This window comes from Ectothiorhodospira variabilis, from assembly GCF_022227625.1.
GTDB classification, from domain to species: Bacteria; Pseudomonadota; Gammaproteobacteria; order Ectothiorhodospirales; family Ectothiorhodospiraceae; genus Ectothiorhodospira; species Ectothiorhodospira haloalkaliphila.
Genome location: NZ_JAJNAO010000001.1, coordinates 520,566 through 544,749, shown reverse-complemented (window position 1 = coordinate 544,749; position 24,184 = coordinate 520,566). Strand labels below are relative to the sequence as shown.

Annotated in this window: 20 protein-coding genes; 1 reads left to right on the top strand and 19 read right to left on the bottom strand. The window is 63.4% G+C overall.

The window, feature by feature from the left end; all coding sequences use genetic code 11:
* Positions 1–10: 10 nt before the first annotated feature.
* The 15 genes from LPW30_RS02460 to LPW30_RS02390 form a co-directional block, all read right to left on the bottom strand.
* Positions 11–3,679 carry a DUF4214 domain-containing protein gene (locus tag LPW30_RS02460; protein WP_239679988.1) on the bottom strand — a complete coding sequence of 1,223 codons (3,669 nt, stop codon included), beginning with the start codon at positions 3,677–3,679 and terminating at the stop codon, positions 11–13.
* Positions 3,680–4,042: 363 nt separating this feature from the next.
* Entirely contained in the window at positions 4,043–5,290 is a 1,248-nt protein-coding gene (locus LPW30_RS02455) for an ABC transporter ATP-binding protein (RefSeq protein WP_239679987.1), read from the bottom strand.
* 169 nt (positions 5,291–5,459) lie between these two features.
* Entirely contained in the window at positions 5,460–6,230 is a 771-nt protein-coding gene (locus LPW30_RS02450) for an ABC transporter permease (RefSeq protein ID WP_239679986.1), read from the bottom strand.
* Between the two features lie 10 nt (positions 6,231–6,240).
* Positions 6,241–7,482, bottom strand: a complete 1,242-nt coding sequence (locus LPW30_RS02445) for a glycosyltransferase family 4 protein (protein WP_239679985.1) — start codon at positions 7,480–7,482, stop codon at positions 6,241–6,243.
* Positions 7,483–7,520: 38 nt separating this feature from the next.
* A complete protein-coding gene (locus LPW30_RS02440; RefSeq protein ID WP_239679984.1) occupies positions 7,521–8,684 on the bottom strand; it encodes a glycosyltransferase in 1,164 nt (387 codons plus the stop codon).
* A 6-nt stretch (positions 8,685–8,690) separates the two neighbouring features.
* Positions 8,691–9,590, bottom strand: a complete 900-nt coding sequence (locus tag LPW30_RS02435) for an NAD-dependent epimerase/dehydratase family protein (RefSeq protein ID WP_239679983.1) — start codon at positions 9,588–9,590, stop codon at positions 8,691–8,693.
* Entirely contained in the window at positions 9,590–10,627 is a 1,038-nt protein-coding gene (gmd, locus tag LPW30_RS02430; protein WP_239679982.1) for a GDP-mannose 4,6-dehydratase, read from the bottom strand. Before gmd ends, LPW30_RS02435 begins: the two co-directional genes overlap by 1 nt.
* An 89-nt stretch (positions 10,628–10,716) precedes the next feature.
* On the bottom strand, positions 10,717–11,097 hold the full coding sequence (locus LPW30_RS02425) for a VanZ family protein (protein ID WP_239679981.1): 381 nt from the start codon (positions 11,095–11,097) through the stop codon (positions 10,717–10,719).
* A gap of 80 nt (positions 11,098–11,177) precedes the next feature.
* The gene (locus LPW30_RS02420) at positions 11,178–12,554 is read right to left on the bottom strand and encodes a TolC family outer membrane protein (RefSeq protein ID WP_239679980.1); all 1,377 of its coding nucleotides are present in this window, start codon (positions 12,552–12,554) and stop codon (positions 11,178–11,180) included.
* On the bottom strand, positions 12,554–13,927 hold the full coding sequence (locus LPW30_RS02415) for an HlyD family type I secretion periplasmic adaptor subunit (RefSeq protein ID WP_239679979.1): 1,374 nt from the start codon (positions 13,925–13,927) through the stop codon (positions 12,554–12,556). The genes LPW30_RS02420 and LPW30_RS02415 overlap by 1 nt, the downstream gene beginning before the upstream one ends.
* 3 nt (positions 13,928–13,930) lie before the next feature.
* Positions 13,931–15,676: a type I secretion system permease/ATPase gene (locus tag LPW30_RS02410; RefSeq protein ID WP_239679978.1), complete on the bottom strand. Its 1,746-nt coding sequence runs from the start codon at positions 15,674–15,676 to the stop codon at positions 13,931–13,933.
* 83 nt (positions 15,677–15,759) lie between these two features.
* The gene (locus tag LPW30_RS02405) at positions 15,760–17,694 is read right to left on the bottom strand and encodes a polysaccharide biosynthesis protein (protein WP_239679977.1); all 1,935 of its coding nucleotides are present in this window, start codon (positions 17,692–17,694) and stop codon (positions 15,760–15,762) included.
* Between the two features lie 119 nt (positions 17,695–17,813).
* Complete coding sequence (locus LPW30_RS02400) at positions 17,814–19,067, bottom strand: ammonium transporter (protein ID WP_239679976.1); 1,254 nt, start codon at positions 19,065–19,067, stop codon at positions 17,814–17,816.
* Between the two features lie 39 nt (positions 19,068–19,106).
* The gene (gene glnK / locus LPW30_RS02395; protein ID WP_025282712.1) at positions 19,107–19,445 is read right to left on the bottom strand and encodes a P-II family nitrogen regulator; all 339 of its coding nucleotides are present in this window, start codon (positions 19,443–19,445) and stop codon (positions 19,107–19,109) included.
* Positions 19,446–19,513: 68 nt separating this feature from the next.
* Positions 19,514–20,188 (bottom strand): TorF family putative porin, encoded by a 675-nt coding sequence (locus LPW30_RS02390; protein ID WP_239679975.1) that lies wholly within the window; start codon positions 20,186–20,188, stop codon positions 19,514–19,516.
* A 271-nt stretch (positions 20,189–20,459) separates the two neighbouring features.
* Between LPW30_RS02390 and LPW30_RS02385 the strand changes: the two genes are divergently transcribed.
* Positions 20,460–20,747 carry an accessory factor UbiK family protein gene (locus LPW30_RS02385; RefSeq protein ID WP_238625479.1) on the top strand — a complete coding sequence of 96 codons (288 nt, stop codon included), beginning with the start codon at positions 20,460–20,462 and terminating at the stop codon, positions 20,745–20,747.
* Between the two features lie 138 nt (positions 20,748–20,885).
* On the opposite strand, the gene LPW30_RS02380 is transcribed toward LPW30_RS02385, so the two are convergent.
* From LPW30_RS02380 to LPW30_RS02365, 4 genes are all read right to left on the bottom strand, one after another.
* On the bottom strand, positions 20,886–21,479 hold the full coding sequence (locus tag LPW30_RS02380; protein WP_025282715.1) for a CBS domain-containing protein: 594 nt from the start codon (positions 21,477–21,479) through the stop codon (positions 20,886–20,888).
* A 173-nt stretch (positions 21,480–21,652) separates the two neighbouring features.
* Positions 21,653–22,462: an indole-3-glycerol phosphate synthase TrpC gene (gene trpC / locus LPW30_RS02375; RefSeq protein ID WP_239679974.1), complete on the bottom strand. Its 810-nt coding sequence runs from the start codon at positions 22,460–22,462 to the stop codon at positions 21,653–21,655.
* Positions 22,459–23,478 (bottom strand): anthranilate phosphoribosyltransferase, encoded by a 1,020-nt coding sequence (gene trpD / locus LPW30_RS02370; protein ID WP_025282717.1) that lies wholly within the window; start codon positions 23,476–23,478, stop codon positions 22,459–22,461. The genes trpC and trpD overlap by 4 nt, the downstream gene beginning before the upstream one ends.
* Entirely contained in the window at positions 23,475–24,128 is a 654-nt protein-coding gene (locus LPW30_RS02365) for an aminodeoxychorismate/anthranilate synthase component II (RefSeq protein ID WP_025282718.1), read from the bottom strand. Before LPW30_RS02365 ends, trpD begins: the two co-directional genes overlap by 4 nt.
* Positions 24,129–24,184: the final 56 nt, after the last annotated feature.

Sequence of the window (24,184 nt, the reverse complement as noted above, 5' to 3'; positions counted from 1 at the left end):
TTGTACAGGGTCAAAACTCTGCCAGCAGATCAGGGATCTGGTTTCGGGCGGCATCGACCGTGTCGGGGTCGGCCGTCACGCCGTCCAGCACATCCCGGCCGATTTGCCGGAGCAGTTGCTGACCGTTGTCGGGCAGCTGGCCATACTGAATGCCACGCTCACGCTGGTGCTCCACAAAGGCGAGACTCACCCGGATACGGTTGCCGAAGCGGGCCATATCCTGTTGCGCCTCGGGGTTGTCCCAGCCTCCGTTGAGGAGCGTGATGATCATCTGGTTGCGCTGCACCCGGCCGGAGCCCAGTTCGTCGAGCCAGTAGTTCATGCCGGGTTCGTCGGCCGGGCGGCCGAAGATGTTGCGGTACATGGCGTCGATGAAGAGTTCCGCCGGCTGATCATCGGGATATTGCGCCTGAACCAGGGGCTGATCGAAGAAGGCCATGGCCACGCTCAGCGGGGTCCAGTTCGGGTCGGTGTCGACGCGGTGGGACCAGTAGTCCACGCCCTCGGCATCAGGGGCATACCCCATGGTGGCCATGTAGATCTCGCTCACCTGCCAGGGAACCTCGGCCCGCTCCGGCACGCCAGGCAGCGGCTGCTCGGGCGGTTCGGGCGTGGTGTCATCACGACGAACAAAGCTGGCAACCGCCGTCAGATCCTGATCCATTTCCAGGCGACAGGTGGGAGCGCTGCCAAAGCAGGCGCCACCCCATCCGGCAAAGACGGCGTCATTGGCCGGCTGGGCGGTGAGCGTGACGAAGCTGCCTTCAAGATAGTCGGCCGAACAGGCGCTGCCACAGTCGATCCCCGCCGGTTCACTGACGATACGACCATGGGGTTCCCCTTCAACCCGGGCCACCAGCGTGAACTCCTCGGGCGGAGCCTCTGCGTCACTGCCCACCAGCAGGGTGGCTGCGTCGACGATTGGCTGCACCGAACGTCCGCTGGGCAACTGGGCTGATGCCTGGAAACGCGCCTGTACCGCCAAGCCCTTCGAAGTATCGTCGGGAACGACCCCAGGAATGCGGATCAGGCGACTTTGCTGGGGCTGCAGGGTGCCGATATCCAGCCTGAGCAGGTTGCCAGCGTCACAGCGGCTGGAACAAGACACGTTGGAGACACCGGTGATGGATGACCGGTCAATCCTCAGGCCCTGGGGCACCTGCATGTTCACCTGGATGCTCTCAAGCGCACTGCCACCTTCCACTTGGTCATTGGACACCAGCAATCTCAGGTCGAGCCTGTCGCCGGGTTCCGCCGTGGCCTTTTCCGACCACGCACTCAATGACAGGGGGATGCTACCGGCGGCCTTGATGGCACCGGCACCATGGGCGTGGGCAACGCGAGACGCACCGGCCTCGTCAAAGTCCACACGTGCATGGGCCTTGAGAATGCGGCTTTGACTCTGGCCCTCTTCCCGGAGGACGACCGGATATTGCCTGCCGGCTCCCGCGGGCAGTCGGGATATGTTCCACACGAGGTGCCCGTCTTCCTGCTCGGCACCCGCCGCATCGCGCACCTGCACGCCGGGCGGCAGTTGCAGGGTGACCTGGACATCGCGCAGGTCATCCTGCGTGCGGGTATTGCCCAGGACCAGATAGAGGTCCACGTCCTGATTCGGCTCCACGGGCAGCGGCTTACCGCTGAGGGCAAGACTCAGGGACGGCTTTTGTTCAAGACCTGCCGCGATGCTGCCATGCGCCAACTGAGGACGGCTACCCGCATGCTCGGCACTCACCCAGAAGCTGTTGGTGCTTCCGGAGTGCGCATCGCGGATGGCTTCCGCGGGCACCTGAATCTCGCGCACTTCACCCGGGGCCAGGGTACCCAGATTCACCGGGAAGACGGTGCCCGCAGTTCCAGTACTCCAAGAGACCCCTTTTTCACCGATAATTCGAGACCGGTTAATGGCCACCTGCTCCGGCACTCGGGCATGGAGGGTCACGTCTTCAAGGGGGGCGCCCCCCAGGCTATTGGTGTTCACCACGGTAACGTGGTAGTGGTATGGCGCTTCCAGCGGGGCGGGGTCCTGGCTGACGGAGAGGGCCACGACCAATGGGCTATCGGAGTCCGTCACCACAAGACCATTGGCGCGCGCCAGGAAGTCTCCGGGGTGACTATCCGGCTCGGCGAGCCTGGCTTCCACCAGGGCTGGCTCAACCTCCATCCGCTGCAGCCAGGTGTCGTCAATGACGACCTGGCGTCGCCCCGTCTTGCCTGCCTGGAGTGAATCGATGCTCCAGGTCAGGATGTTGCCCTGGCGATCGGCACCGTCGGCATCGGCAATTTCCATGTTTTCAGGCAACCTGAGGATGACCTGGAGATTGTCCGCAGGGGCCTCGCCCCGGTTGCCGTAGGTGACCTGAATCACGTGGCTGGATGCCTCGCCGCTGATGACGGGGCGGGCGTTCACCTGAATGGTGAAATCACGAGACTGAACGAGATGCCCCATCTCTGCGGTCACCAGCGATGTGTGAACTGCCGGCTCGGTATGGACCATCAACGGCGCCGGGGCGACGCTACCAAAGGGTGCGTCTTGCTCCACCTGGGCCACCATGGTGATGACGCGAGTCTCGCCGGGTTGCAATGTGTTGATGTGCAGCTCCAGGAGGTCACCTGCGCGGCAGCTGTACCTGCACTGCGAGCGATCCGCGCCGGTGATGTTGAAGCGGTTGAGTTGCACATGGCGAGGCACCCGCAGGTGGGCGCGGATATCTTCCAGGGTCGCGCCCGAAGCACCCTGAGTGTTGGTCACCGCCAATTGATAGGTAAAGCGATCCTGCCGCTGAATCGGGTCTTCGTCGATGGACAGGCGCACATCCAGCGGATGACGCGAGGGGGCGGCCACCACGACACCACTGCTGGCGACCGCGCGACCATCACTGGTCTCCAGACGCGCCGTGGCCTTGAGGTGCTGACCGGGGCCCTGGATCCCGTCGACCAGGATCTGCCGCGTACTGGCGTGGCCGGCGTTCAATCGGTTGATATCCCAACGCACGGACTGACCATCCACACGCCCTCCCTGGGCATCGATCACGGAAACCCCTTCTGGCAATTCCATGCGCAGCCGGGCCCCTGTCAGGGGGAGCTCGCCCATATGACCGAAATAAAGGGTATAGGCCTGAGCACCCGCCGGCATGGCCGTTGGCTGGGTGGACTGCACACTCACACGCGATGTCACGGAGAATACGGCGCTCACATCGGCTTGGGCGGTCACGGTGGAGGGGGCGGCATCGTGGACTGCCGAGATCTCGGCCTGAATACTCAGGGGCATCTGTGCCGCGGGGAGATCCTCGGACACCGCCGCAGGCAACTGAAGGATACGTGTTTGACCGGGGTGCAGTTCGGGCAGGGACAGCGTGAGCAGGCTGCCGCCGTCACAGCGGAAGGGGTTGCAGTGCAAGGTTTCCGGCCTGCCGATCAGACCGGCGAGATTGTTGCGATCGATGGTGACATGCTCGGGCACCAGCATCTGGAGCTGAACGTTCTCCATGGTGCTGCCATTGGGCTGCGGATGGGTGATGGCCACGTGATAGTAAAAACGCTGCCCGCGTTCCACCTGGCCGTCGCTGGCCACCATATCCAGGAGGACATCGGTGGACTGTGCCACAGCGGGCACGGTGATCGCCAAAAAGGCTATGAACATGGCGGGCAGCACCCGCCCAACCATTCGGGAAGACATGGGGTATGGCATCACAGTCTGACCTCCTGTGTCGGATTCTGGCCCCGGGGCACCATGATGAATCCGGATGACTTGAGTTCAACGCGCCTGGCGAGCAGTCCTAAACCATTCGGCCAGTGGGTGCGGGCGAGCGGTTACCTTGGCAAGCGAGGACGTGTTCAGGAGGGGGGGGTCGTACGACCGAAGAACAACGTCCTTGTTTTGCAGTGTTGGTATCCGATCCCAGCAACAACCAGCCATAAGGAAAGGTTATGTCGGGGGTAATATTCCCCGACCGCGGGAGGATGTCAACCGCAACCGGCGAATCGCGACGCTTCAACTGACGAACGGTACTTATCAACCGCAAACACCCCAGGCACCGTCTCAGGCAGCAGCACCTTCCAGGGCAATACAAACCTGTGGGCGCATGTTGAAGTAACCATCGTAGCGAATGGCCTCGGGGTTCAGGCCCACCTCGAGCATGGCGGCGTCATGCAGGAACAGGAGCGTCTCGTCGAAGCTGCCCACGGCATGAGCCCGGTTGGCCACGCCCACAGTGATGGCGTAATCACCCGGGCGCAGGTTGGCATTGACCTGCCATTCCACGGTGACCACCTGCCCCGCCAGCAGGGGTTCGGGGTCGACGCCGACGCAGGAGGTATTGGTTTCGAACACTGAGTGTCCGAACCGGTTGCGAATCCCCATACCGTAGTGGGGCGCATCCAGGTCGCGTTTGGCTCGCAGGCGCAGGTGGATGGTGAGTTCACGCTCACTGGTGACGTGGCGCACGGGGTGATGGTGTTCGTTGAGCAACTGGATGGACACCAACTCCACTTCGCCCGTGCCGGCAAGTGGCTTGCCGGCATCGGCACCATCGGGACGATTGAGGCTCACGGGGGTGTCGCCCCGATGGCTCTTGCGCAGCAACATGCCATGGTAGTGGTCCACCACATCCTTTGGAGTCCCGCGGTCCAGGATTTGCCCCCCCTCGAGCAGGATGGCTTCATCGCAGAGGGATTTGACTGCGTTCATGTCGTGCGAGACAAACAGCACGGAGCCCCCCCGATCGCGGAATGCATGGATGGCGCGCATGCACTTTTGCTGGAAATAGGCATCGCCCACGGAGAGTGCTTCGTCCACCACGAAGCAGGTGGGATGAGCATGAATGGCAATGGCAAATCCCAATCGCATGAGCATGCCGGATGAATAGGTCTTGAGGGGTTCGTGGATGAACTCGCCCAGTTCGGCGAAATCAATGATGTCCTGGCGGCGGGTAGCCAGTTGATTCTGCGACATGCCCAGCAGGGCCGCATTGGAGCGAATGTTTTCCAGCCCGCTCATCTCCAGATTGAAACCGGTACCCAACTCCAGCAGGCCGGTGATGTGGCCGCTGACGTGGATGCTGCCGCTGTCGGGTAATTGCACACCGGTGAGGATCTTGAGCAGGGTGGATTTGCCGGCGCCATTTTGCCCGATAATGCCCAGGGTACGGCCCTGTTCTACCTGGAAGCTGATAGCCCTGAGCGCCTGGTGTTCGCTGTGATAGCGGCGCCGCAAGAGGATTTCCTTCAAGCGATCGGACGGCTTGCGATAAAGGCGGAAGCGCTTACTGACGTTTTCAACACGAATCATGACAAGGTTGGGCCAAAGAGCCTGAAGAGTTGGAACACCGCAAGGAAATACACAGCGGACAGGGCCATGAGGGTGGGCGCGTTGAATCGCCCCAGGCCACGCCGTGCGATGTAGCGAGCCGCCAGGCCAAGGACCAGCGTGAGGACAAGAAGCACTGCGAGTAGCGTGATCACAAAAAATCCCTGATGTCTTTTTCCAGCCAGCGCAGCATCAGGTAAGCCAGCAGCAAGACTGCATGGCCGATGAGCACCAGTTTCATCAACCCACCGATGTCGGGCAGATGGCCGTGAACCATGATTTGGTGATAGGCATCCACAAAGAGGAAGGCGGGGTTGACATGTTGTTGTATCTGCTGGACGACGGGGGGCACGATATCCATCACCCAGACGATGGGCGTGAGCCAGAACCAGAAGGTCATCAGTACCGTGACCATTTCCTTGATGTCCCTCAGGAAGACGTTCAGCACGCCGAAGATCAAACCCAGCCCGAGGGCGAGTACCTGCTGCACCAGGAAGACAAAGGGGATGATGATGAGCACCTGACCGGGCATGGCGCCAGTGAAGACCAGGAAGAGCATGAAGATCATGTAGGCGATCAAAAAGGTCAGCGCCTCGGAGATGACCACATACAAGGGCAAGAAATGGAGGGACACGCGTACCTTGCCAATGATATTTCGCTTATCCAGGAAAACCGTGGCGCACCGATTGATGGTGTTGGCGAAGGCCATCCATGGCAGCAGGCCGGCAACCAGGTAGATGCCGTAACTGTAAACCGACGATATGCCAGGCAGGCGTGTACCCATCACGTTGGCAAAGATGACCACGAAGATGAAGATCATCACCAGCGGATGGATGAAGGCCCACAGCCCTCCAAGCACGGACCCGGAATAGCGGTCCACAAAGTCCTGTTTGGTGAATTGAAGCAGTAGCGCCAGATTCATGTGCTTTCCATTACCCGGGTCGGTGCTGAGCACGCTGGTCAGGGGAGTTTCGATCGGTGGCGCATTGTACACCCTGGCCGAGCATCACCGGCGGTTCAGAGAGGCGCAGAACCTGGGCATAGACCTTGAGGGTATGTTCCACGCAGGCATGCCAGGTGAGTTGGTGAGCGCGCTTGAGTCCTCGCTCTTGCGCCTGGGCACGCCAGAGCTCGTCTTCAAGGCCTTGCTGGATGGCAAGGGCAAGGCCATCGGTATCCTGGGCATCCACGTGCAGTGCGGCGCCTGCACTGACTTCGCACAGGGCCGGGTCGGTGGAGGCGACCACGGGCGTGCCGCTGGCCATGGCCTCGAGGACCGGCAACCCGAATCCCTCGTACAGGGATGGATAGACAAACAAACGGGCTCCCGCATAGAGGGCGGGCAGGTCCCGCTGGGGTATGAAATCCAGGTATCGAACCTGTTCATGGCGCTGTGCGCGCTCGAGACGACGATGAATTTTGCCGCTGTTCCAGCCTTCTGGCCCTGCAAGCACGAGTGGATAGCGTTGGCGAAGCGACGGGGGAAGGGCCGCATGCGCGTCCAGCAGGCGGATGATGTTCTTGCGCGGTTCCAGCGTGGCCACACACAGGCAGTATCCCTGGGGTGGCAGGTCATAGGCGCGCTGCATGACCGCGAGTTCCGGGGGATGATGGGGCCGAAAACAGGCGTCCACGCCAATGGGTATGGCCGTTACCTTGGAGGGTTCGCATCCGAAATGTTCGATCAACTGACCACGCATGGCATGGGAATCCGTGATGAGGTGATCGGCATTCTCCACCGTGTAGGGCAAGGCGCGCGCCAGCCTGGCCACTCTTGCGGGTGGATGAAATTCGGGATGGCGTTCGGCGGAAAGATCGTGAACGGTGGCTACCTTCGGGCCAGAAAAAGGCGGTAGGTAGAAATTGGGGGAGTGGAAAAGATGGTCTTCCAGGCCTTTGAGGCGCCAGCGATACCAAGCCGGTAATAGCCACCGATCCGCCAGCAGACCCAGCGGATTTCTCAGCAACCGGGAGAGAGGCAGTCGGGCCAGGCCAGGCCGCCTGGGTGCCTCGTTGGGGTCTGGAAGCACATGCGGGGTGCGGCCGGCAAGGGAGAAGTAGCGCACCTCGGGGCCATCAGCATGCTGTTCCAAACCCCGGGCGAGTTCCAGGGTGTAGCGACCAATGCCCGTGAGTGGATGGCGCAGGGTATCGATGGGCAGGATGATCTTCATTGAATGTGATGGGCCATGGGTGGGTGGCGGTTGGATCGTCAAGGCTTATCGGCGGAGAGCAATTGGCGGTAGAGTCGTTCGTAGGCGTCTGCCATGCGCGGTGCAGTGAAAAGGTCCAGGTAGCGTCGCTGTGCTGCCTGCCCCAAGGTGGCGGCCATGGCCGGGTCTCGATGCAATATCAGCATAAAGCGCCGTAAGGCGGCGGGGTCGTTGGGCGGCACCACAAAGCCGGTCTCGCAATGGCGGTTTACAAAGCTGGTGCCTGTGCCGATCTCGGTGCTGATGAGGGGCTTGCCATGCATGGCTCCCTCCAGGAGGGTGAGTCCGAAGGCTTCGGCACGCAGGTGAGAGGGGAACACCACACCACGACAGAGTTGCAGCAGGGCGGTCTTGTCCGCATCGCTCACCTGCCCCAGAAAGTGAATGTGCGCAAGCCCCAGTTGTTTTGCCTGCTCCCGCAGGGCCCGCTCCATGGGGCCACTGCCGGCAATCACCAATGGCAGGGATTCAGCACCTTGCGAGGATCCGGCATCCACATGATGAGGGGCAATGGCCTCAAGCAGGTGATGCAGCCCCTTGTAGTATCGCAACACACCCACAAACAGAAAAAAGCCCTCCCCCACCCGCTGCCTTAAAGCGGACACCCGATCTGGATCGGGCTCGGGCGGCTGACCTTCGCCCAGGCCAATCGGGATGACCTTGACCTTGTGGGCAAACCGCTGGAGGACGGGGCTGGTATGGGCATAGTTGCTGGACGTGGCCACAATGGTATCCAGCTGCCCCAGAAACCGATGCATTATGGGGCGATAAAGCCGCAGCAGCCCTTGCTGCCGCACGATGTCGGCATGGTAGGTGATGAGGCTGGGCTTGCGTGGCGCCATCAGGATGTGCGCAACATCCGCCAAGGGCCACGGAAAGTGGTAGTGGATGATGTCGGCCCAGTTTGCTTGCCGCCTGAAGGCTCGAAAGAATGGCCAGGACAGGCCGCATGAGGCCACATCCCACTGTCGCGGACATCTCACCACTTCGGTCTCGGGCAGGGAGATTGTCTCGGGGAGTGAATCCGCCGACAGGGTCAGCACCCGGGTCTGAACCCCGAGGGGATGGGTATACCGACAGATCTGCCTGATGACTTCCTCAAGCCCACCCTGGGTTTCGGGAAAGTAGGTCTTGAAGACGTGCAGAACGCGAACTGACGTCATGATTGCTCAGGTTGCCTCCGTGGCGTGATAGAAATGGCTCAGCGTTTCCTTGAAGGGCCTCACTACAACACCGGTCAATTGGTGCATTCGGGCAGGGTCTCCCACCAGCCGCGGGATTTCGTTTCGACGCACGAAGTCGGGGTTCACGCGCACCTCGATGGTGTAGCCGGCCAACCGATTCATGGTCTCGATGATGTCGCGCAATGCGGTGGCCTGGCCACTGCAGAGATTGCAGGTCACACCGGCTGCGTCCACGTCCAGAAGTGCCAGGTAGGCCTGGATCACGTCGCGCACATCGGAGAAATCGCGACTGACGTCCAGGTTGCCCAGTTCGATCACCGGCTCCCGGCGCTGAAAGTGGTGGACGATCTTGGGGACCAGGAACCGTTCATGCTGACCAGGGCCGGTGTAGTTGAACGGCCGCACAAGAATGACCGGCAGACGTTCAGCGTAGGTGCGTGCCATATGCTCCATGGCCAGCTTGCTGCAGGCATAGTGGTTCACCGGCGACGGGCACACCTGCTCGTCGATGAGATCGACGGCGGGTTCTCCATAAATGTTGGCGGAACTGGCGAGCAACACATTGACAGGCCTGTCCTCCAGAGGCTGGGCGGCCAGGGCATCCAACAGGTGTGTGGTGCCCAGTACGTTGACCCGATAAAAGGCCTGGACGTCAGCATGGGCAACAAATGACACCGCCGCCAGGTGGATGACGTGGGTCGGCCGCACCCGCTCAATCAGATGCTTGACGGCTGAGCGGTCGGTAAGGTCACAGACATGATCCCCGGGCCGGGCGCCCTGAGGCCCCACCACCGGAATCACTGTTTCTCCGCGTTGCCGGAGTGCGGTCACAAGATGCTGACCCGTGAACCCACGGGCCCCAGTGATCATGATGCTTCGGGTCATCAGAACGTGACACCGTTAGCGATGCGTTCCATATCCGCCTTCACCATCATGCTGCATAGCTCTTCCAGTGGCGTATGGGGCACCCATCCCAGTTCCTGCCTGGCCTTGGCGGCATCGCCGATGAGCAGATCCACTTCCGCAGGCCGGTAGAAGGCCGGATTGACCGTCACCAGGACCTTGCCGCTGCCTTCTTCGAGGCCTTGCTCCTCCGGCCCCTGGCCTTCCCAGCGAATGGACATGCCGGCGGCCCTGAAGGCCTGGGTGACGAAGTCTCTGACAGTCTCGGTACGACCCGTAGCCAGCACATAGGTGTCGGGGGTATCCACCTGCAGCATGCGCCACATGCCTTCCACGTATTCAGGGGCATAACCCCAGTCCCGGCGCGCGTCCAGGTTGCCCAGTTCCAGCCTGTCGAGCAGACCGTGGTGAATGCGTGCCACGCCGTCGGTGATCTTGCGCGTCACGAACTCCCTGCCGCGTAGCGGGGATTCGTGATTGAACAGGATGCCACTGGTGGCGAAGAGGTCGTAGCTTTCCCGGTAGTTTACCGTGGCCCAGTGGGCAAACAGCTTGGCCACACCGTAGGGGCTACGCGGGTGAAAGGGTGTGGTCTCGGACTGTGGGACGGCCTGCACCTTGCCAAACATCTCTGATGTGCTGGCTTGATAAAAGCGAATGGCGGGATTGACGATGCGAATGGCTTCCAGCAAATGCAGGGCGCCGACGCCGGTGATGTGAGCGGTGGTGATGGGCTGATCGAACGAGACACCCACAAAGCTCTGGGCCGCAAGGTTATAGACCTCGTCCACTTCGGTCTTTTGCAGGAGCCGGATCGCCGAACCCATGTCGGTGAGGTCGAACTCATGCAGATGAAGACGGGGATGAGCCTCGATTCCCAGGGTTTCGATCCTCCAGAAATTCACCGAACTGGTGCGGCGATAGGTCGCATGAACTTCATAGTCCTTTTCCAGGAGTAATTGCGCCAGGTAGGCGCCGTCCTGACCCGTGATACCTGTTATGAGTGCCTTGCGATGCATGGTATGTATGTATTCCGTGTCGATTTCTAGAGCCAATGATTAGAGTGGATGCGGCTTATGCGCCGACTGTACCAAAAACGACAATACGGTCACTGCCCGGGAAGTGCCATCGAGGCACCAAGAAGCTCGGGCGTCCCGTGCCAGGTGCCCCACCCGATGGCCAACCCTACGCCCAGTAGCACCCCCACGCCATTGGCCATCAGGTCGCCCTTCGAGAACTCTCGGCCCTGGACCAGCCGTTGTTGCAAACATTCAAGCCCCCAGCCCATCATGAGCAATGCAGCCAAGGCCCAGAGCCGGGCCCACGGATCGCCCAGTTGCAGGAACAGGAGCATGGCTGCCAGACCGTAAGCCATCGCATGCAGCAGTTTGTCGTTCGGCAGCCAGGAAGGCATCCAACGGGCTGGCGTCAGGGAGCCGGCGATGATGGCCAGGAGCAGCACCATGAGCGCCGCGACTGTGAGGGGCAAGATTAAACTCCTGTCAAAAGGACGAGCGCCAGCAACTGGGGCACTCACGCACACGCAGCACCCACAGTGGAACGAGTCCCTCAGCGAGCAAGCATATTGTTGAGGCCGACGATGTCCTCTTCCCCCAACTGACCTGCGGCGCGGCGCAGGTTCACCATGTGAATCAGATATTCATGTCTCGCCTGTGCGAGGTCTCGGCGCGCAGCGAAGAGCTCGCTTTGTGCATCCAGAACATCGGAAAGGGGGCGCAAACCCGCGCCAAAACCGGCATCCACGGCCTCGAGGCTGCGTTCGTTGGAACGCACCGCTTGCTGTAACGCGTTGATTTCGCTTCCACTGCTCAACACGGCCCGCCAGGCTGACCTCACATCGGCACGCACGCTGCGGCGGGTGGCCTCCAGGGCCTGCCGCTCACGATCTCTCACATGTCCGGCGCCACGAGCACGGGCACTGACGCCGCCGCCCGTGTATAAAGGCACGTCAAGCTGAAATCCGATGGCAGCATCCTCGAACTTGCGGCCGAAGGCCGTACCATCGAGATCGTCCAGATAGCTGTAGCTGGCCACGAAGTCCAGGCTGGGATATCGGCCCGCACGAGCACCGCGAATGTCGCGCTCCGCCGCGCTGACTCGCTCACCCGCTGCGATGATCTCAGGGTTACCCGTGAGTGCCTGTTCCACCCAGCTGTCCAGGTCGGCCGGGTCCGGCGCGGGCAGAAGCGCATCTTCACGTAAACCGGCGAGTCGCTCATGGGGCATATCGGTGATCTCGGTGAGGCGTTCCAGGGCCACATCCAGCTCACCCTCGGCTCGAATGAGTGCAGCGCTTGCGCTGTCGCGCCGGGCACGCACCTCCTCCAGGTCAGCCAGTGCCACCATGCGTTCCTCATAGAGGCCTTCCACCCGTTCCCGATTGGCTTCAATCGCCCTTAATTCGCGAGTGGCCAATGCGACACCGGACTGTGCCCCCAGCACTTGCAGATAGGCTTCGGTCACGCGTGCCACGAGATCCTGACGGGCCGCCTCCAGTTCGGCCTCTCCCCGATTGACCTCCCTATCGCCGCGGCGCAATGCGTGCCAGGCGGGCACGTCGACAATCGGCTGGCGCATGTCGATCCCATAGCGCTTCATGGTGAAGTCACGCGTAAGTTCCTGTTCACCCGCCATGCCGGACTGGATCTGGTCGCGTCGGGTACGACGCACTTCACCGCTGGCATACACCTGGGGCAGCAGACGTGAGAGGTCTTCACGACGCTGCTCGCGCAGATACTCCAGCTCGAAATGCTGGCCACGCAGGGTGGGGTCGGCTGCCCGGGCCAGGTCAAAGATGGTGAGCAAATCCTCGCTGGGCACCGGTTCAGGCTGATCCTGGGCGGCAACGCTCACCGGAGTGAACCAGGCCCCCGCGGTGATGAGCATGAATATCCACGGGAGGGCGTGGCGCGGGAAAGGCATCATCAGTCCTCCGTAAAGGCCCGGGCCAGGGCGTCGGTGAGCGGCTTGAGCAGATAGGCCATGGGGGTGCGCTCACCGGTCTTGATCATCACGTCGGCGGGCATGCCGGGGCGCAGGCTCACGGCGCCCAACTGACGCATTTCCTCTTCGCCGACGACGATCCGCGACAGGAAGTAGGGTTCACCGGTCTGCTCATCCTTCAAGCTGTCTGCCGAGACGAAGATCACCTCGCCCTCCACCACCGGAGTGGTGCGGAAGGAGAAGGCCGTGAAACGCACATCGGCGGGCTGGCCCAGGGTGACGCTGTCGATGTCCTGGGGCCGCACGCGGGCCTCGATCACCAGGGGCTCGTCGCCGGGCACCAGGTCCAGGATGGGCTCGCCGGGGCCGATCACGGCCCATTCGGCATGAAAGCGCATGTTCACCACCTCACCATCCACGGGGGCGCGGATCTGCTTGCGGCGCAGGGTGTCTTCCAGGGCCTGGAGTTCCTCTTCCAGGGCGTCGATCTGGGTGTTGGTCTCGCGCAGGGCCGCGGCCACCTCGCGGGAGAGCTCCCGGCGCAGCTGGATGATCTGCAGCTCGGCCTCGCCGATCTCGATGCGGGCGCCGGCGATGGAGGCCTGTAGTTCGCCGGCCTCGCCTTCCGCCTCGGCCAGCTGGCGCTCCAGGGGGCGCAGTTCGGCGGCGGGCAGCAGTTCCCGTTCGGCCAGGCGGCCGCGGCTTTCCAGTTCATCCTCCAGGGAGGCGATGGTCCGCAACCGGGACTGGCGCTGGGACTCCATGCCCTCGATGCGCTCCTGGAGCTGGTCGATGCGCTGGCGCAGCACGGAGACTTCGCCGTCCAGGGCCTCGCGGCGGGCCTTGAACTCCCGCTCCTCGGTGGCCATCACGCGGGTGGCGCGGCCCTCCCCCTCGGCGCCGCCGGTGAGTTCTTCGGGGAAGTCGATGCGCTCCTCCCCTTCCAGTTCCGCCTCTAGGCGGGCCCGGCGAGCCAGTTCGGCCAGGTAGCGGTTGTAATTCACCAGGTAGCTGGAGCGGGCCTGGGTCTCGTCCAGCTGGATGAGCAGGTCGCCGCGCTCCACGGTGGCGCCGTCGCGCACGTGCAGGGTGCGGATGATGCCGCCCTCCAGGTGCTGCACGGTCTGACGGTAGCTGTCCACGGTGACCGTGCCCTGGGCCACCACGGCGCTGTCGATGGGGGCCAGGCTGGCCCAGCCACCCACGAAGCCGAAGGCGATGAGGATCACGATCAGGCCGAACAGCCGGGGGAAGCGGTCGTTGCTCGGGGGAACGGGGTTGCCGGACGGGCCCTTGAGATCCTGTTCACGGGCCAGCGCCTGGCTGGCGGGGGTGTCTTGATCCTTCTCGCTCATGATTTATGACTGACTCGCTGGGTTGCTGCCGCCCGGACCACTGAGGCCGCTGGGACGGGTAAAGCGCCCGAGGACTTCCTGGCGCGGGCCCAGGGCGGCGGGCTGGCCATCCTTGAGCACCAGGATCTGGTCCACGGCGGAGAGGACGGAGGGGCGGTGAGCGATGATCACCACGGTGCAGCCTTCCTCGCGTAGTTGCTGGATGGTGTGCGTGAGGGCCTGTTCGCCGGCCTCGTCCAGGTTGGAATTGGGCTCGTCCAGGACGATGAACCGGGGGTTGCCGTACACGGCCCGGGCCAGGCCCACCCGCTGGCGCTGGCCGGCGGAGAGGGCACCGCCCTGGATGCCGATAGCCGTGTCGTAGCCCTGCGGTAGGCGCAGGATCATCTCATGCAGGCCGGTCTTGCGGGCGGCCTCGACCACCTTGTCCGAGTCCACTTCGCCGAAACGGGCGATGTTTTCGGCAATGGTGCCGGCAAAGAGTTCGATGTCCTGGGGCAGATAGCCGATGTGGGGGCCCAGTTGTTCGCGATCCCAGTTGTGGATATCGGCGCCGTCGATGCGCACCTCGCCAGCATAGGTGGGCCACACGCCCACCAGGGCGCGGGCCAGGCTGGACTTGCCGGCGGCGCTGGGGCCGATCACGCCCAGGGCCTGACCGGGCTTGAGGTCCAGCTTCACGCCCCGCAGGGAGGGGGTGCGCATGCCCGGGGGCACCACCACGATGTTCTCCACGGTGACATTGCCCTGGGGGGTGGGCAGTTTCATGTGCTCGCTGGGGGCGGGGGTGGACTCCAGCACCTTGTTGAGCCGGTCCCAGGCGCCGCGGGCGCCGATGAAGCCGCGCCAGGCGTGCATGGCCTGATCGATGGGGGCCAGGGCGCGGGCCATGATGATGGAGGCGGCGATCATCACCCCGGGGGTGATGATGTTCTGCACCGCCAGATAAGCACCGGTGGCCAGGATGCCCACCTGCAGGATCATGCGCAGGGACTTGGAGGCGGCGGTGAGGTTGGCGGAGCGGTCGCTGGCGATAGCCTGCAGGCTGAGCACGCTCTGGTGCATCTTCTGCCAGCGCTGGCGCAGGCGGCCGGTCATGCCCATGGCCTCGAGCACCTCGGCGTTGCGCAGGTTGGAGCTGGCGTAGTCCGATTCCTTGATGTACTCGCTGTTGGCGGCCCCCAGGGGCTCGCGGGTGATCACCTCGTTGGCATAGGCCATGGCGAACAGGATGATGGCGCCGATGAGGGTGAGCACGCCCAGCAGCGGGTGGAACAGGAAGATGATGAGGATGAAGATGGGCGTCCACGGGGCATCGAAGAAGGCGAACACCCCCTGGCCGGTCATGAACTGGCGCAGGGTGACCATGTCCTTGAGCGGCTGGGTGGAGCCGCTATCGGGGCTGCGCAGGGCGCGGAAGAAGGTGGCATCGAACAGGCGCTTGTCCAGCAGGGCATCCAGCCGGGTGCCAGCACGCACCAGCACCCGGTTGCGGGACCAGTCCAGCAGGCCCATGACGATGAGCAGGCCGATGGCCACCACCAGCAGCATGACCAGGGTGGGGATGCTGCCGCTGGAGAGCACGCGGTCGAACATCTGCAGCATGAAGATGGGCGGCACCAGCATGAGGATGTTGATGAAGAAGCTGAACACGGCCACGGACACGAAGGCCTGTTTCAGGTGACTCATGCTCTGGCGCAGCTCGCCCTTCTTGGCCTGGGCGCCGGCGGTGTTGGGAGTCTGGGACATGGGGGCGGATGGATTTCCTTCCGGGGGGTGGGGTGATGCGAAGGCGGTATGCTAACAGGCGGACCCCGGGTTACCAAGGGGCGTCAGCGCGGGTCGGCGCCGTGCACCACCTTGAGGGGCGACCGCCTGACGCTGCCCTCGGATGCCGCCGGCGGTGGCGTATCCGCAGGGGTGGGCTGGGCGTATTCCGGCACCAGATCCTTGAGGGCGGCGCGCACGGCAGCGGCATCCTGCGCCCCGCAGGCCCCGACCATGCGCGCGAGCGCGGGCTGCAGGGCCTCCCAGTCGGCGCTGCGGGCCTGGGCCTGGAGGATCTTGGCGTGGACGGTGCCAATGAGATTCTCCTGGGCGTGAAAGAGCTCCTCGTGGAGCTTTTCGCCGGGGCGCAGGCCGATGTACTGGATGGGGATGTCCAGTTCCGGCTCCAGGCCGTAGAGGCGGATCATCTGCCGGGCCAGGTCGATGATGCGGATGGGTTCGCCCATGTCCAGAACGAAGACTTCACCGCCCTCCCCCATGGCCGCCGACTGCAGGATGAGGCTGACCGCCTCGGGGATGGTCATGAAGAAGCGGGTGACCTGGGGATGGGTGACGGTGACCGGTCCGCCGGCCTCGATCTGTTCGCGGAACAGGGGCACCACCGATCCGGCAGAGTCGAGCACGTTGCCAAAGCGGGTGATGATGAAGCGGGTGCTGCCCGCGCGACCCTGCAGGGCCTGGCAGTAGATTTCCGCGGCGCGTTTGCTGGCCCCCATGACGTTGCTGGGATTGACGGCCTTGTCGGTGGAGACCAGCAGGAACTTCTCCACACCGAACTCCACGGCCAGGTCGGCCACCCGACAGGTGCCCTGCAGGTTGGTGGACAGTCCCTCCACCACGTTCTGCTCCACCAGCGGCACATGCTTATAGGCGGCGGCATGGAAGACCACCTCGGGGCCACAGGCCTGGAAGATATAACGCATGCGGTCGACATCGCGCACGTCTCCCAGCAGGGATTCGATGCGGGCAGCGGGGGCCAGACGGTGCATGCGCAGGTCCACGTTGTAGATGCCGAACTCGCTGTGGTCCACCATGATGAGCTTTTCCGGCTCGTGGGCAAGGATCTGGCGGCAGAGTTCAGAACCGATGGAGCCGGCGGCACCGGTGACCAGCACCCGGCGGCCCTTGAGAAACCCCTTGAGCACGGCGGTGTCGCCACCCACGGGGGGGCGGCCCAGCAGATCCTCGATGCGGATGTCCCTGAGCTGGGCCAGGCCCGCCGGGCCGCCCGCCAGTTCCTGCAGGGTGGGCAGGGTGGCGCAGGCCACGCGCATACGGGTGCAGGATTGGGTCACACGGCGGATGAGGTCAGCATGGGCAGTGGGGATTGCCAGCACCACCAGGTCCACGTCCAGGCGTTCGATGGTGTGTTCCAGCCGGGCAATGGGGCCGAGCACGCGCACGCCGTGAAGTTCGCTGCCCTTCTTGCCGGGGGCATCGTCCAGCAGCCCCACGGGCAGGTAGGTGTCGTCCTTGAGCAGGTCGCGCACCAGCATTTCACCGCCACGACCGGCGCCGATGATGAGGGTGCGCTTGCCCTCACCACGGGCCAGGCGTATGCGGTGGTCCTTGATCCAGCGGTAGGTGAGGCGGGGCCCGGTGATGCCCACCAGGGCCAGGGCCGGGTAGAGGATCAGAGCAGCCCGGGGGATGCCCTGCAGATGCAGAAAGAAGGCCAGCGCCGTGATGATGAGCGTGCCCACGGCCACGGCCTTGAGGATGCGCACCACATCGGGCAGGGAGGTGAACCGCCAGATGCCCCGGTAGACATCGCAGGCCCACAGGGCGGCGGCCTGTACCGGCAGGGCCAGCAACAGCAAGCCACCCAGGCCAGCGTAGTTGAGGCCGGAGAGATTCTGGAAGTTGGCATGGGCCAGGTAACCCACCAGGATAGCAACGGTCACCCAGACAAGATCGTGAGCGAAGGCCAGCCAGCGCTTGAGGTGTTGCTGCCAGGGGGCGGGGATGGGCAGTGTCACGGGCAGTGTATCCATACATGGGACGAGTTCCGAGAGATAATAACGGCTTGGTGGCCAGGAATGAAAAAAAGCGGGCGCCTCAGGCGCCCGCAACCACTTCCACTCCCTGCAGAGGAGACTTACTTACGGCCCGGGGTGAACTCCGGATAGGCCTCGAGGCCACACTCGGCGATGTCCACGCCCCGCATCTCGTCCTCTTCGCTGATGCGGATGCCCATGGTGTACTTGAGGATCAGCCACACCAGCAGGCTGGCGGTGAAGACGAAGGCGAAGATGGAGAGCACACCCACCAGCTGAGCCACGAAGCTGGCGTCCGGGTTGGAGAGCAGCACCGCGAACACACCCCAGATGCCGGCCGTACCGTGGGCGGAGATGGCGCCTGCCGGGTCGTCGATGCGCACCTTGTCCAGCAGGATGATGGAGAAGACCACCAGCACGCCGCCGATGAAGCCGATCATGACCGCCAGCATGGGATGCGGCATGAGCGGTTCGGCGGTGATGGCCACCAGGCCTGCCAGAGCGCCGTTGAGGCCCATGGTGAGGTCGGTCTTGCCGAACAGCAGTCGGGAGGTGATCAGCGCGGCAACCACACCCCCGGCGGCGGAGAGGTTGGTGTTGGTGAACACCCGGGCCACGGCGTTGGCGGATTCCACATCCGACACCTTGAGCTCGGAACCGCCGTTGAAGCCAAACCAGCCCATCCAGAGGATGAAGATACCCAGGGTGGCCAGCGGCATGTTGGCACCCGGCAGGGCATTCACCTGACCCTTGGGACCGTACTTGCCCTTACGAGCGCCGAGCAGCAGCACACCGGCCAGGGCGGCCACGGCACCGGTCATGTGGACGATGCCGGAACCGGCGTAGTCCAGGTAGCCCAGCTGATCCAGGAAGCCTTCGCCCCAGCTCCAGAAACCCTGGATGGGATAGATGAAGCCGGTGAGGATCACGCAGAAGGCCAGGAAGGCCCAGAGCTTCATGCGCTCGGCCACGGCACCGGAGACGATCGACATGGCCGTGGCCACGAAGACCACCTGGAAGAAGAAGTCGGAGAGGTTGGAGTAGTAGATCTCCCCGCCGCTGGCGATGACCTCTTCAGCCGTGTTGTCCACGGTGCTGAGCACGGGCCAGAAGCTGGGAATCAGGGCGTTGATGCCGCCGCCGTACATGATGTTGTAGCCGATGATCATGTACATGATGCAGGCGATGGAGTACAGCGCGATGTTCTTGGTGAGAATCTCCACGGTGCTCTTGGAGCGGACCAAGCCCGCCTCCAGCATCGTGAAGCCCGCGGCCATCCACATGACCAGGGCACCGGATACGAGAAAATAGAACGTATCCAGCGCGTATGCGACTTCTATGACTTGGTTTTCCACAATGAATCCCCCGCCAAGTGAGTGTTATTCGATGATGATTTAGAGTGCGTCGGTACCGGTCTCGCCGGTACGGATGCGAATGGCCTGCTCCAGCGGGAAGACGAAGATCTTGCCGTCGCCGATCTTGCCGGTGTTGGCGGCCTTGCTCACCGCCTCAATGACCTGATCCACCAGGCCATCATCCACGGCGACTTCCATCTTCACCTTGGGCAGAAAATCCACCACGTACTCGGCCCCCCGGTAGAGTTCGGTGTGGCCCTTCTGACGTCCGAAGCCCTTGACCTCCGTGACGGTGATCCCCTGCACGCCGATTTCCGACAGGGCTTCACGCACGTCGTCCAGCTTGAAGGGCTTGATGATTGCTGTGACCAGTTTCATGTTGGCTGCTCCTTGGGCGGGTAGCCGGTCAGGCCGCCCGCCGTGTGCGTGGATGTCTCTGGGTCGGGTTAGAAGGACATGACGAAGGAGACGTTGACGCGCGGGTCGTCATCCTCGTCGGTATCGTTCTGGGTGTAGGCGAAGGTGAAATCGCCCATGTCGGTGGCTTTGGTCATGTAGAGGGACCACCAGGTATAGTCTTCGGCTTCACTGTCGTCGAAGTCCCAATAGCCGATGGTGCCGCCGAAAGTCATGCCGGGCATGAATTCGTTGGAGTACCCGATCTCGTAGGCGAGGGAATCCTCGAAGTCGCTCTCATCAGCGTTGGTGACGAAGTTGACCATGCCGTAGAAGCCCATGAAGTCCAGGGCGCCATAGAGTTCGCCGAAATCGAGATCGTCATCGGCGGGGTAGGCATAGTAGATGTAGCCCACGTCGAAGCCCACACCGGTATCACCAATCTCTCCCGCCACCCCGAAGTAGCCATCCAGCTCATAGCTGCCGCCACCACCCAGGCTGGAGGTCCAGGTGCCGATGTAGAAGCCACCTTCATGCTCGTAGTCGATGCCACCCTGCACGGCGGCATCATCACCGGATTCGGAGGCGCCGCGGAACAGGTAGTTGCTGGTGAAGCCGATATTCGCACTCACCTCCGCCGAGGCCGTGGAGGTGACGGCGGTGCCGGCCAGCAGGGCGGTGGTCACGGCGGCGGTCAGGGCGGTCTTGGTCAGGGTCTTGCTCATTGAGGTTGTCCTCTCGCAGGTCGTTGTTGATGTCTGTGGTGTAAAAGTCACTGCCGGGAGGGGTTTAGCATTTGGCGTGCCAGGTTGGGATTTTCTTTTTTATCAGTGAGTTGGGGATTGGCGGGCACATTCAGGTGCGGGGGATGCCCTGTTTTGGGGGGATCGGGGCGCTGTCTTGCACTGTTGTGGTGCAGCAATGAGAAGGGGCTTCGTTCGGCCGGCGGAAGGCGTAAAATAGATACAACACACGTACACGGCACGGAGGTGCACCATGATCGACAACAAGAGCCTGGATGAAATGGTCCGCAAACTGAGCGGGATGATGCCCGAGTCCGTGCAGCATGTTCAGGCGGACATCGAGAAGAACCTCAAGGCCGGCCTGTCGGGCGCCTTCCACCGCATGGATCTGGTCACCCGTGAGGAGTTCGAGGTACAGGCCGCCATGCTGGAGCGCACCCGCGAGCGCCTCTCGGCCATGGAGGTACGGGTGAAGGCGCTGGAGAAGGAGTTCCTGGCCCCCCGCGCCCAGGGAGACGACAACCCGGCTGGGGATTTGTAAAGCAGAACCCGGGCCGGGGTGGGTTCCTGGAGGCGGGTGTCTGCCGCAGGGATGCGGCAGTCAAGCCTACAGGGATGTATTCACGGCGCCCCGCCGCAAGGAACTCACCCCGGCCCAGGTTCGACTCGAAGCCACTACCTACCGATTCAACAACTTCTCGATCTCCGCAAAACTCTGCACCGGCCCCTCCGAGGTGATCTCCACCCCCAGTTGCCGGCCGATCTGCGTCAGGGAGAACAATCCGCGCAACAACTCACGGCGCCGCTCGTCATACTCCACCACCAGGGCGTGCTGACGCCCCGCATCGCGCAGGGTGACCACCACATCCCCCACCCGGGCCGTGACCACATCGTAATGGTCCATCACGCTCAACTCGCCCCGGGGCGTCATCACATGCTGCACCAGCAGAGCATTGTGGGAGATGCGCTCGTTCGAGACGGCCTTGACCGGCTTCTCACCCATGATGTCCCGGGCGGTGACCACACCACGCACACCCTCCTCGCGATCCACCACAATGAGCAACCGCACCCCGGCATGAATCATCTTCTGCAGCGCCGCGTCCATGGGCATTTCGGGCGGCGCGGTCACCGCCTCCACCCGGCGGAAATCGGTCATCACATCCCCAGCCGGATCCTCCATGGTCACCCGCGAGGGCAGACCCTGGCCAAAACGATGGACAGTGACATGTTCAGACAGCGTATGGGACGGAATCAGTGCGTAGCGTGCAGCCATGGCAGTCTCCTTTGGTATCGGGCTTTTGTTTATTCTCACCACGCCCTGTTGGGGCGTGGGGTGCCTCGATGGTCAGGTTACGCCTGCCGATGGCGGTTGTCGATTCCCTGGTTGGGCGCTGGGTTATGGGGCTTCGTCTTTCGCGGGCAGGCCCGCTCCCACGGTGCCCGGGATCAAGCCTGGGGGAAGCCCATCAGGGTGGCAAGTTCCTGGCCCGGGTCCGGCGCCTTCATGAAGGCTTCGCCGATCAGGAAGGCGTGCACGCCGGCGGCGCGCATTCGCTCCACGTCCTCGCGGCGGTGAATGCCGCTCTCGGTGACCAGCAGACGGTCCGCAGGCACACGATCCACCATGTCCAGGGTGGTCTCCAGACGGGTTTCGAAGGTTCTGAGGCTGCGATTGTTGATGCCGATCAGCGTGGCATCCAGATTGAGGGCCCGCTCCAGTTCCTCGGCGTCGTGCACTTCCACCAGGGCGTTCATGCCCAGCTCGTGGATCAGTTGCAGCAGGTCCTTGAGGTTGGCATCCCCCAGGGCCGAAACGATGAGCAGCACGCAATCGGCGCCCATGACCCGGGCCTCGTGGACCTGATAGGGATCGATGACGAAGTCCTTGCGCAGCACCGGCAGACTGCAGGCAGCGCGGGCCTCCTCCAGATAGGCCTCGTGCCCCTGGAAGAAATCATGATCGGTGAGCACCGACAGGCACGCTGCCCCGCCCTGCTCATAACTTAGGGCAATGGCTGCTGGATCGAAATCCTCTCGCAACACCCCCTTGCTGGGGCTGGCCTTCTTCACCTCGGCGATCACCGCCGGATCACCCCGGTGGATGCGATCCCGCAGTGCCTGCAGGAAGGGGCGCACGGCGGGGGCGGCGTCCGTGAAACGGATCAGGTCCGCCACCGGGGTGTGTCGGCTGCGTTCGGCCACCTCCTCGCGCTTGCGGGCGAGGATCTTCTTCAGGATATCCGGTGCGTCGCTCACTGGATGGCCCCCGACAGCGATATCAGTTCGTCCATCTTGGCAGCAGCACCACCATTGTCGATGACCTGGGCAGCCCGCTGGATACCCGCGTCCAGCGTTTCGGCCAGGCCAGCCACGTAGATGGCGGCACCCGCGTTGAGCAGGGTGATGTCCCTCGCTGGCCCGGGGCGACCCTCGAACACGCCCCGGATCAACGCCAGACTCTCCTCGGCGCTGTCCACCCGCACGGCGTCCAGGGGCGTACGTTCCATACCGAATTCCTCGGGAGCGATGATGCGGGTGGTGACCTCGCCATCGCGCAATTCCGCCACCCGGGTGGGGGCGCCGATGCTGATCTCGTCCAGGCCGTCCTCGGCATGCACCACCATCACGTGCCGGCTGCCCAGCAGCTTGAGCACCTGGGCCAGGGGCTCCAGCCAGTGGGTGCTGAACACCCCCAGTACCTGGTTGGGGGCGCCGGCCGGGTTGGTGAGCGGGCCCAGCACATTGAACAGGGTGCGCACCCCCATCTCGCGGCGCGGCCCCACGGCGTGCTTCATGGCGCCATGGTGCCGGGGGGCGAACAAAAAGCCCACGCCCACCTGGTTGATGCAGCGGGCCACCTGCTCCGGGTCCAGGTCCAGGTTGACGCCAGCGCTTTCCAGCACGTCGGCGCTGCCGGAGCGGCTGGAGACGGAGCGGTTGCCGTGCTTGGCCACCCGACCTCCAGCGGCCGCCACCACGAAGGCGGCGGCGGTGGAGATGTTGAAGGTGCCGGAGGCATCGCCGCCGGTGCCGCAGGTGTCCACCAGGTGTTCGGCATCCACGTCCACCCGGGTGGCCAGTTCACGCATGACGGAGGCGGCAGCGGCGACTTCGTCCACCGTCTCGCCCTTCATGCGCAGCCCCACCAGGAACCCGCCGATCTGGGCTGGCGTGGCCTCGCCGGTCATGATATGACGCATGACGGTGATCATTTCCTGCCCGGAGAGATCCCGGTGTTCGGTTACGGCCCGGATGGCCTCCTGCATGTTCATGGTGTCGCCCGCCCCCTGTCATGGTGTTTGGCGGGATTTTCACGGCCCCCGGGCGACCGGTCAACCACCAAAGGCGTGCGCAGGAAGTTCTGCAGCAGTTCGTGCCCCTGGCGGGTGAGGATGGATTCCGGGTGGAATTGCACGCCTTCCACCGCCAGTTCCCGGTGGCGCACGCCCATGATTTCGTCCAGTTGACCATCCTGAGTTTCGGTCCAGGCAGTCACTTCCAGGCAGTCGGGCAGGCGTGTCTTGTCGATCACCAGGGAATGATATCGGGTGGCCTCCAGGGGGTTCTCCAACCCATGAAACACGCCCATATCCTTGTGATGCACCATGGAGGTCTTGCCGTGCATGATCTCCCGGGCATGGATGATGTGCCCGCCAAAGGCCTGACCGATGCTCTGATGCCCCAGACACACCCCCAGCAGCGGCACCCGGCCGGCGAATCGGCGGATCACTTCCAGGGAGATGCCGGCCTGGTCGGGGGTGCAGGGGCCGGGGGAGATGACGATGCGCTCCGGGGCCATGGCCTCGATCTCGTCCACGGTGATGGCATCGTTGCGACGCACGTCCACGTCGGCCCCCAGTTCACCCAGATACTGCACCAGGTTGTAGGTGAAGGAGTCGTAATTATCGATCATCAACAGCATGGTCTGGGCGGGCTCCCGCGGCGGTGTGGTCGTGTGATTCAGGGAGCATCGTGGAT

What these genes read in the sequence shown, in the direction of transcription:
- LPW30_RS02460 (WP_239679988.1), bottom strand. Translation starts at nt 3,679, where the DNA reads ATGTCTTCCCGAATGGTTGGGCGGGTGCTGCCCGCCATGTTCATAGCC.
- LPW30_RS02455 (WP_239679987.1), bottom strand. Translation starts at nt 5,290, where the DNA reads ATGATTCGTGTTGAAAACGTCAGTAAGCGCTTCCGCCTTTATCGCAAG.
- LPW30_RS02450 (WP_239679986.1), bottom strand. Translation starts at nt 6,230, where the DNA reads ATGAATCTGGCGCTACTGCTTCAATTCACCAAACAGGACTTTGTGGAC.
- LPW30_RS02445 (WP_239679985.1), bottom strand. Translation starts at nt 7,482, where the DNA reads ATGAAGATCATCCTGCCCATCGATACCCTGCGCCATCCACTCACGGGC.
- LPW30_RS02440 (WP_239679984.1), bottom strand. Translation starts at nt 8,684, where the DNA reads ATGACGTCAGTTCGCGTTCTGCACGTCTTCAAGACCTACTTTCCCGAA.
- LPW30_RS02435 (WP_239679983.1), bottom strand. Translation starts at nt 9,590, where the DNA reads ATGACCCGAAGCATCATGATCACTGGGGCCCGTGGGTTCACGGGTCAG.
- gmd (WP_239679982.1), bottom strand. Translation starts at nt 10,627, where the DNA reads ATGCATCGCAAGGCACTCATAACAGGTATCACGGGTCAGGACGGCGCC.
- LPW30_RS02420 (WP_239679980.1), bottom strand. Translation starts at nt 12,554, where the DNA reads ATGATGCCTTTCCCGCGCCACGCCCTCCCGTGGATATTCATGCTCATC.
- LPW30_RS02415 (WP_239679979.1), bottom strand. Translation starts at nt 13,927, where the DNA reads ATGAGCGAGAAGGATCAAGACACCCCCGCCAGCCAGGCGCTGGCCCGT.
- LPW30_RS02410 (WP_239679978.1), bottom strand. Translation starts at nt 15,676, where the DNA reads ATGTCCCAGACTCCCAACACCGCCGGCGCCCAGGCCAAGAAGGGCGAG.
- glnK (WP_025282712.1), bottom strand. Translation starts at nt 19,445, where the DNA reads ATGAAACTGGTCACAGCAATCATCAAGCCCTTCAAGCTGGACGACGTG.
- LPW30_RS02390 (WP_239679975.1), bottom strand. Translation starts at nt 20,188, where the DNA reads ATGAGCAAGACCCTGACCAAGACCGCCCTGACCGCCGCCGTGACCACC.
- LPW30_RS02385 (WP_238625479.1), top strand. Translation starts at nt 20,460, where the DNA reads ATGATCGACAACAAGAGCCTGGATGAAATGGTCCGCAAACTGAGCGGG.
- LPW30_RS02380 (WP_025282715.1), bottom strand. Translation starts at nt 21,479, where the DNA reads ATGGCTGCACGCTACGCACTGATTCCGTCCCATACGCTGTCTGAACAT.
- trpD (WP_025282717.1), bottom strand. Translation starts at nt 23,478, where the DNA reads ATGAACATGCAGGAGGCCATCCGGGCCGTAACCGAACACCGGGATCTC.
- LPW30_RS02365 (WP_025282718.1), bottom strand. Translation starts at nt 24,128, where the DNA reads ATGCTGTTGATGATCGATAATTACGACTCCTTCACCTACAACCTGGTG.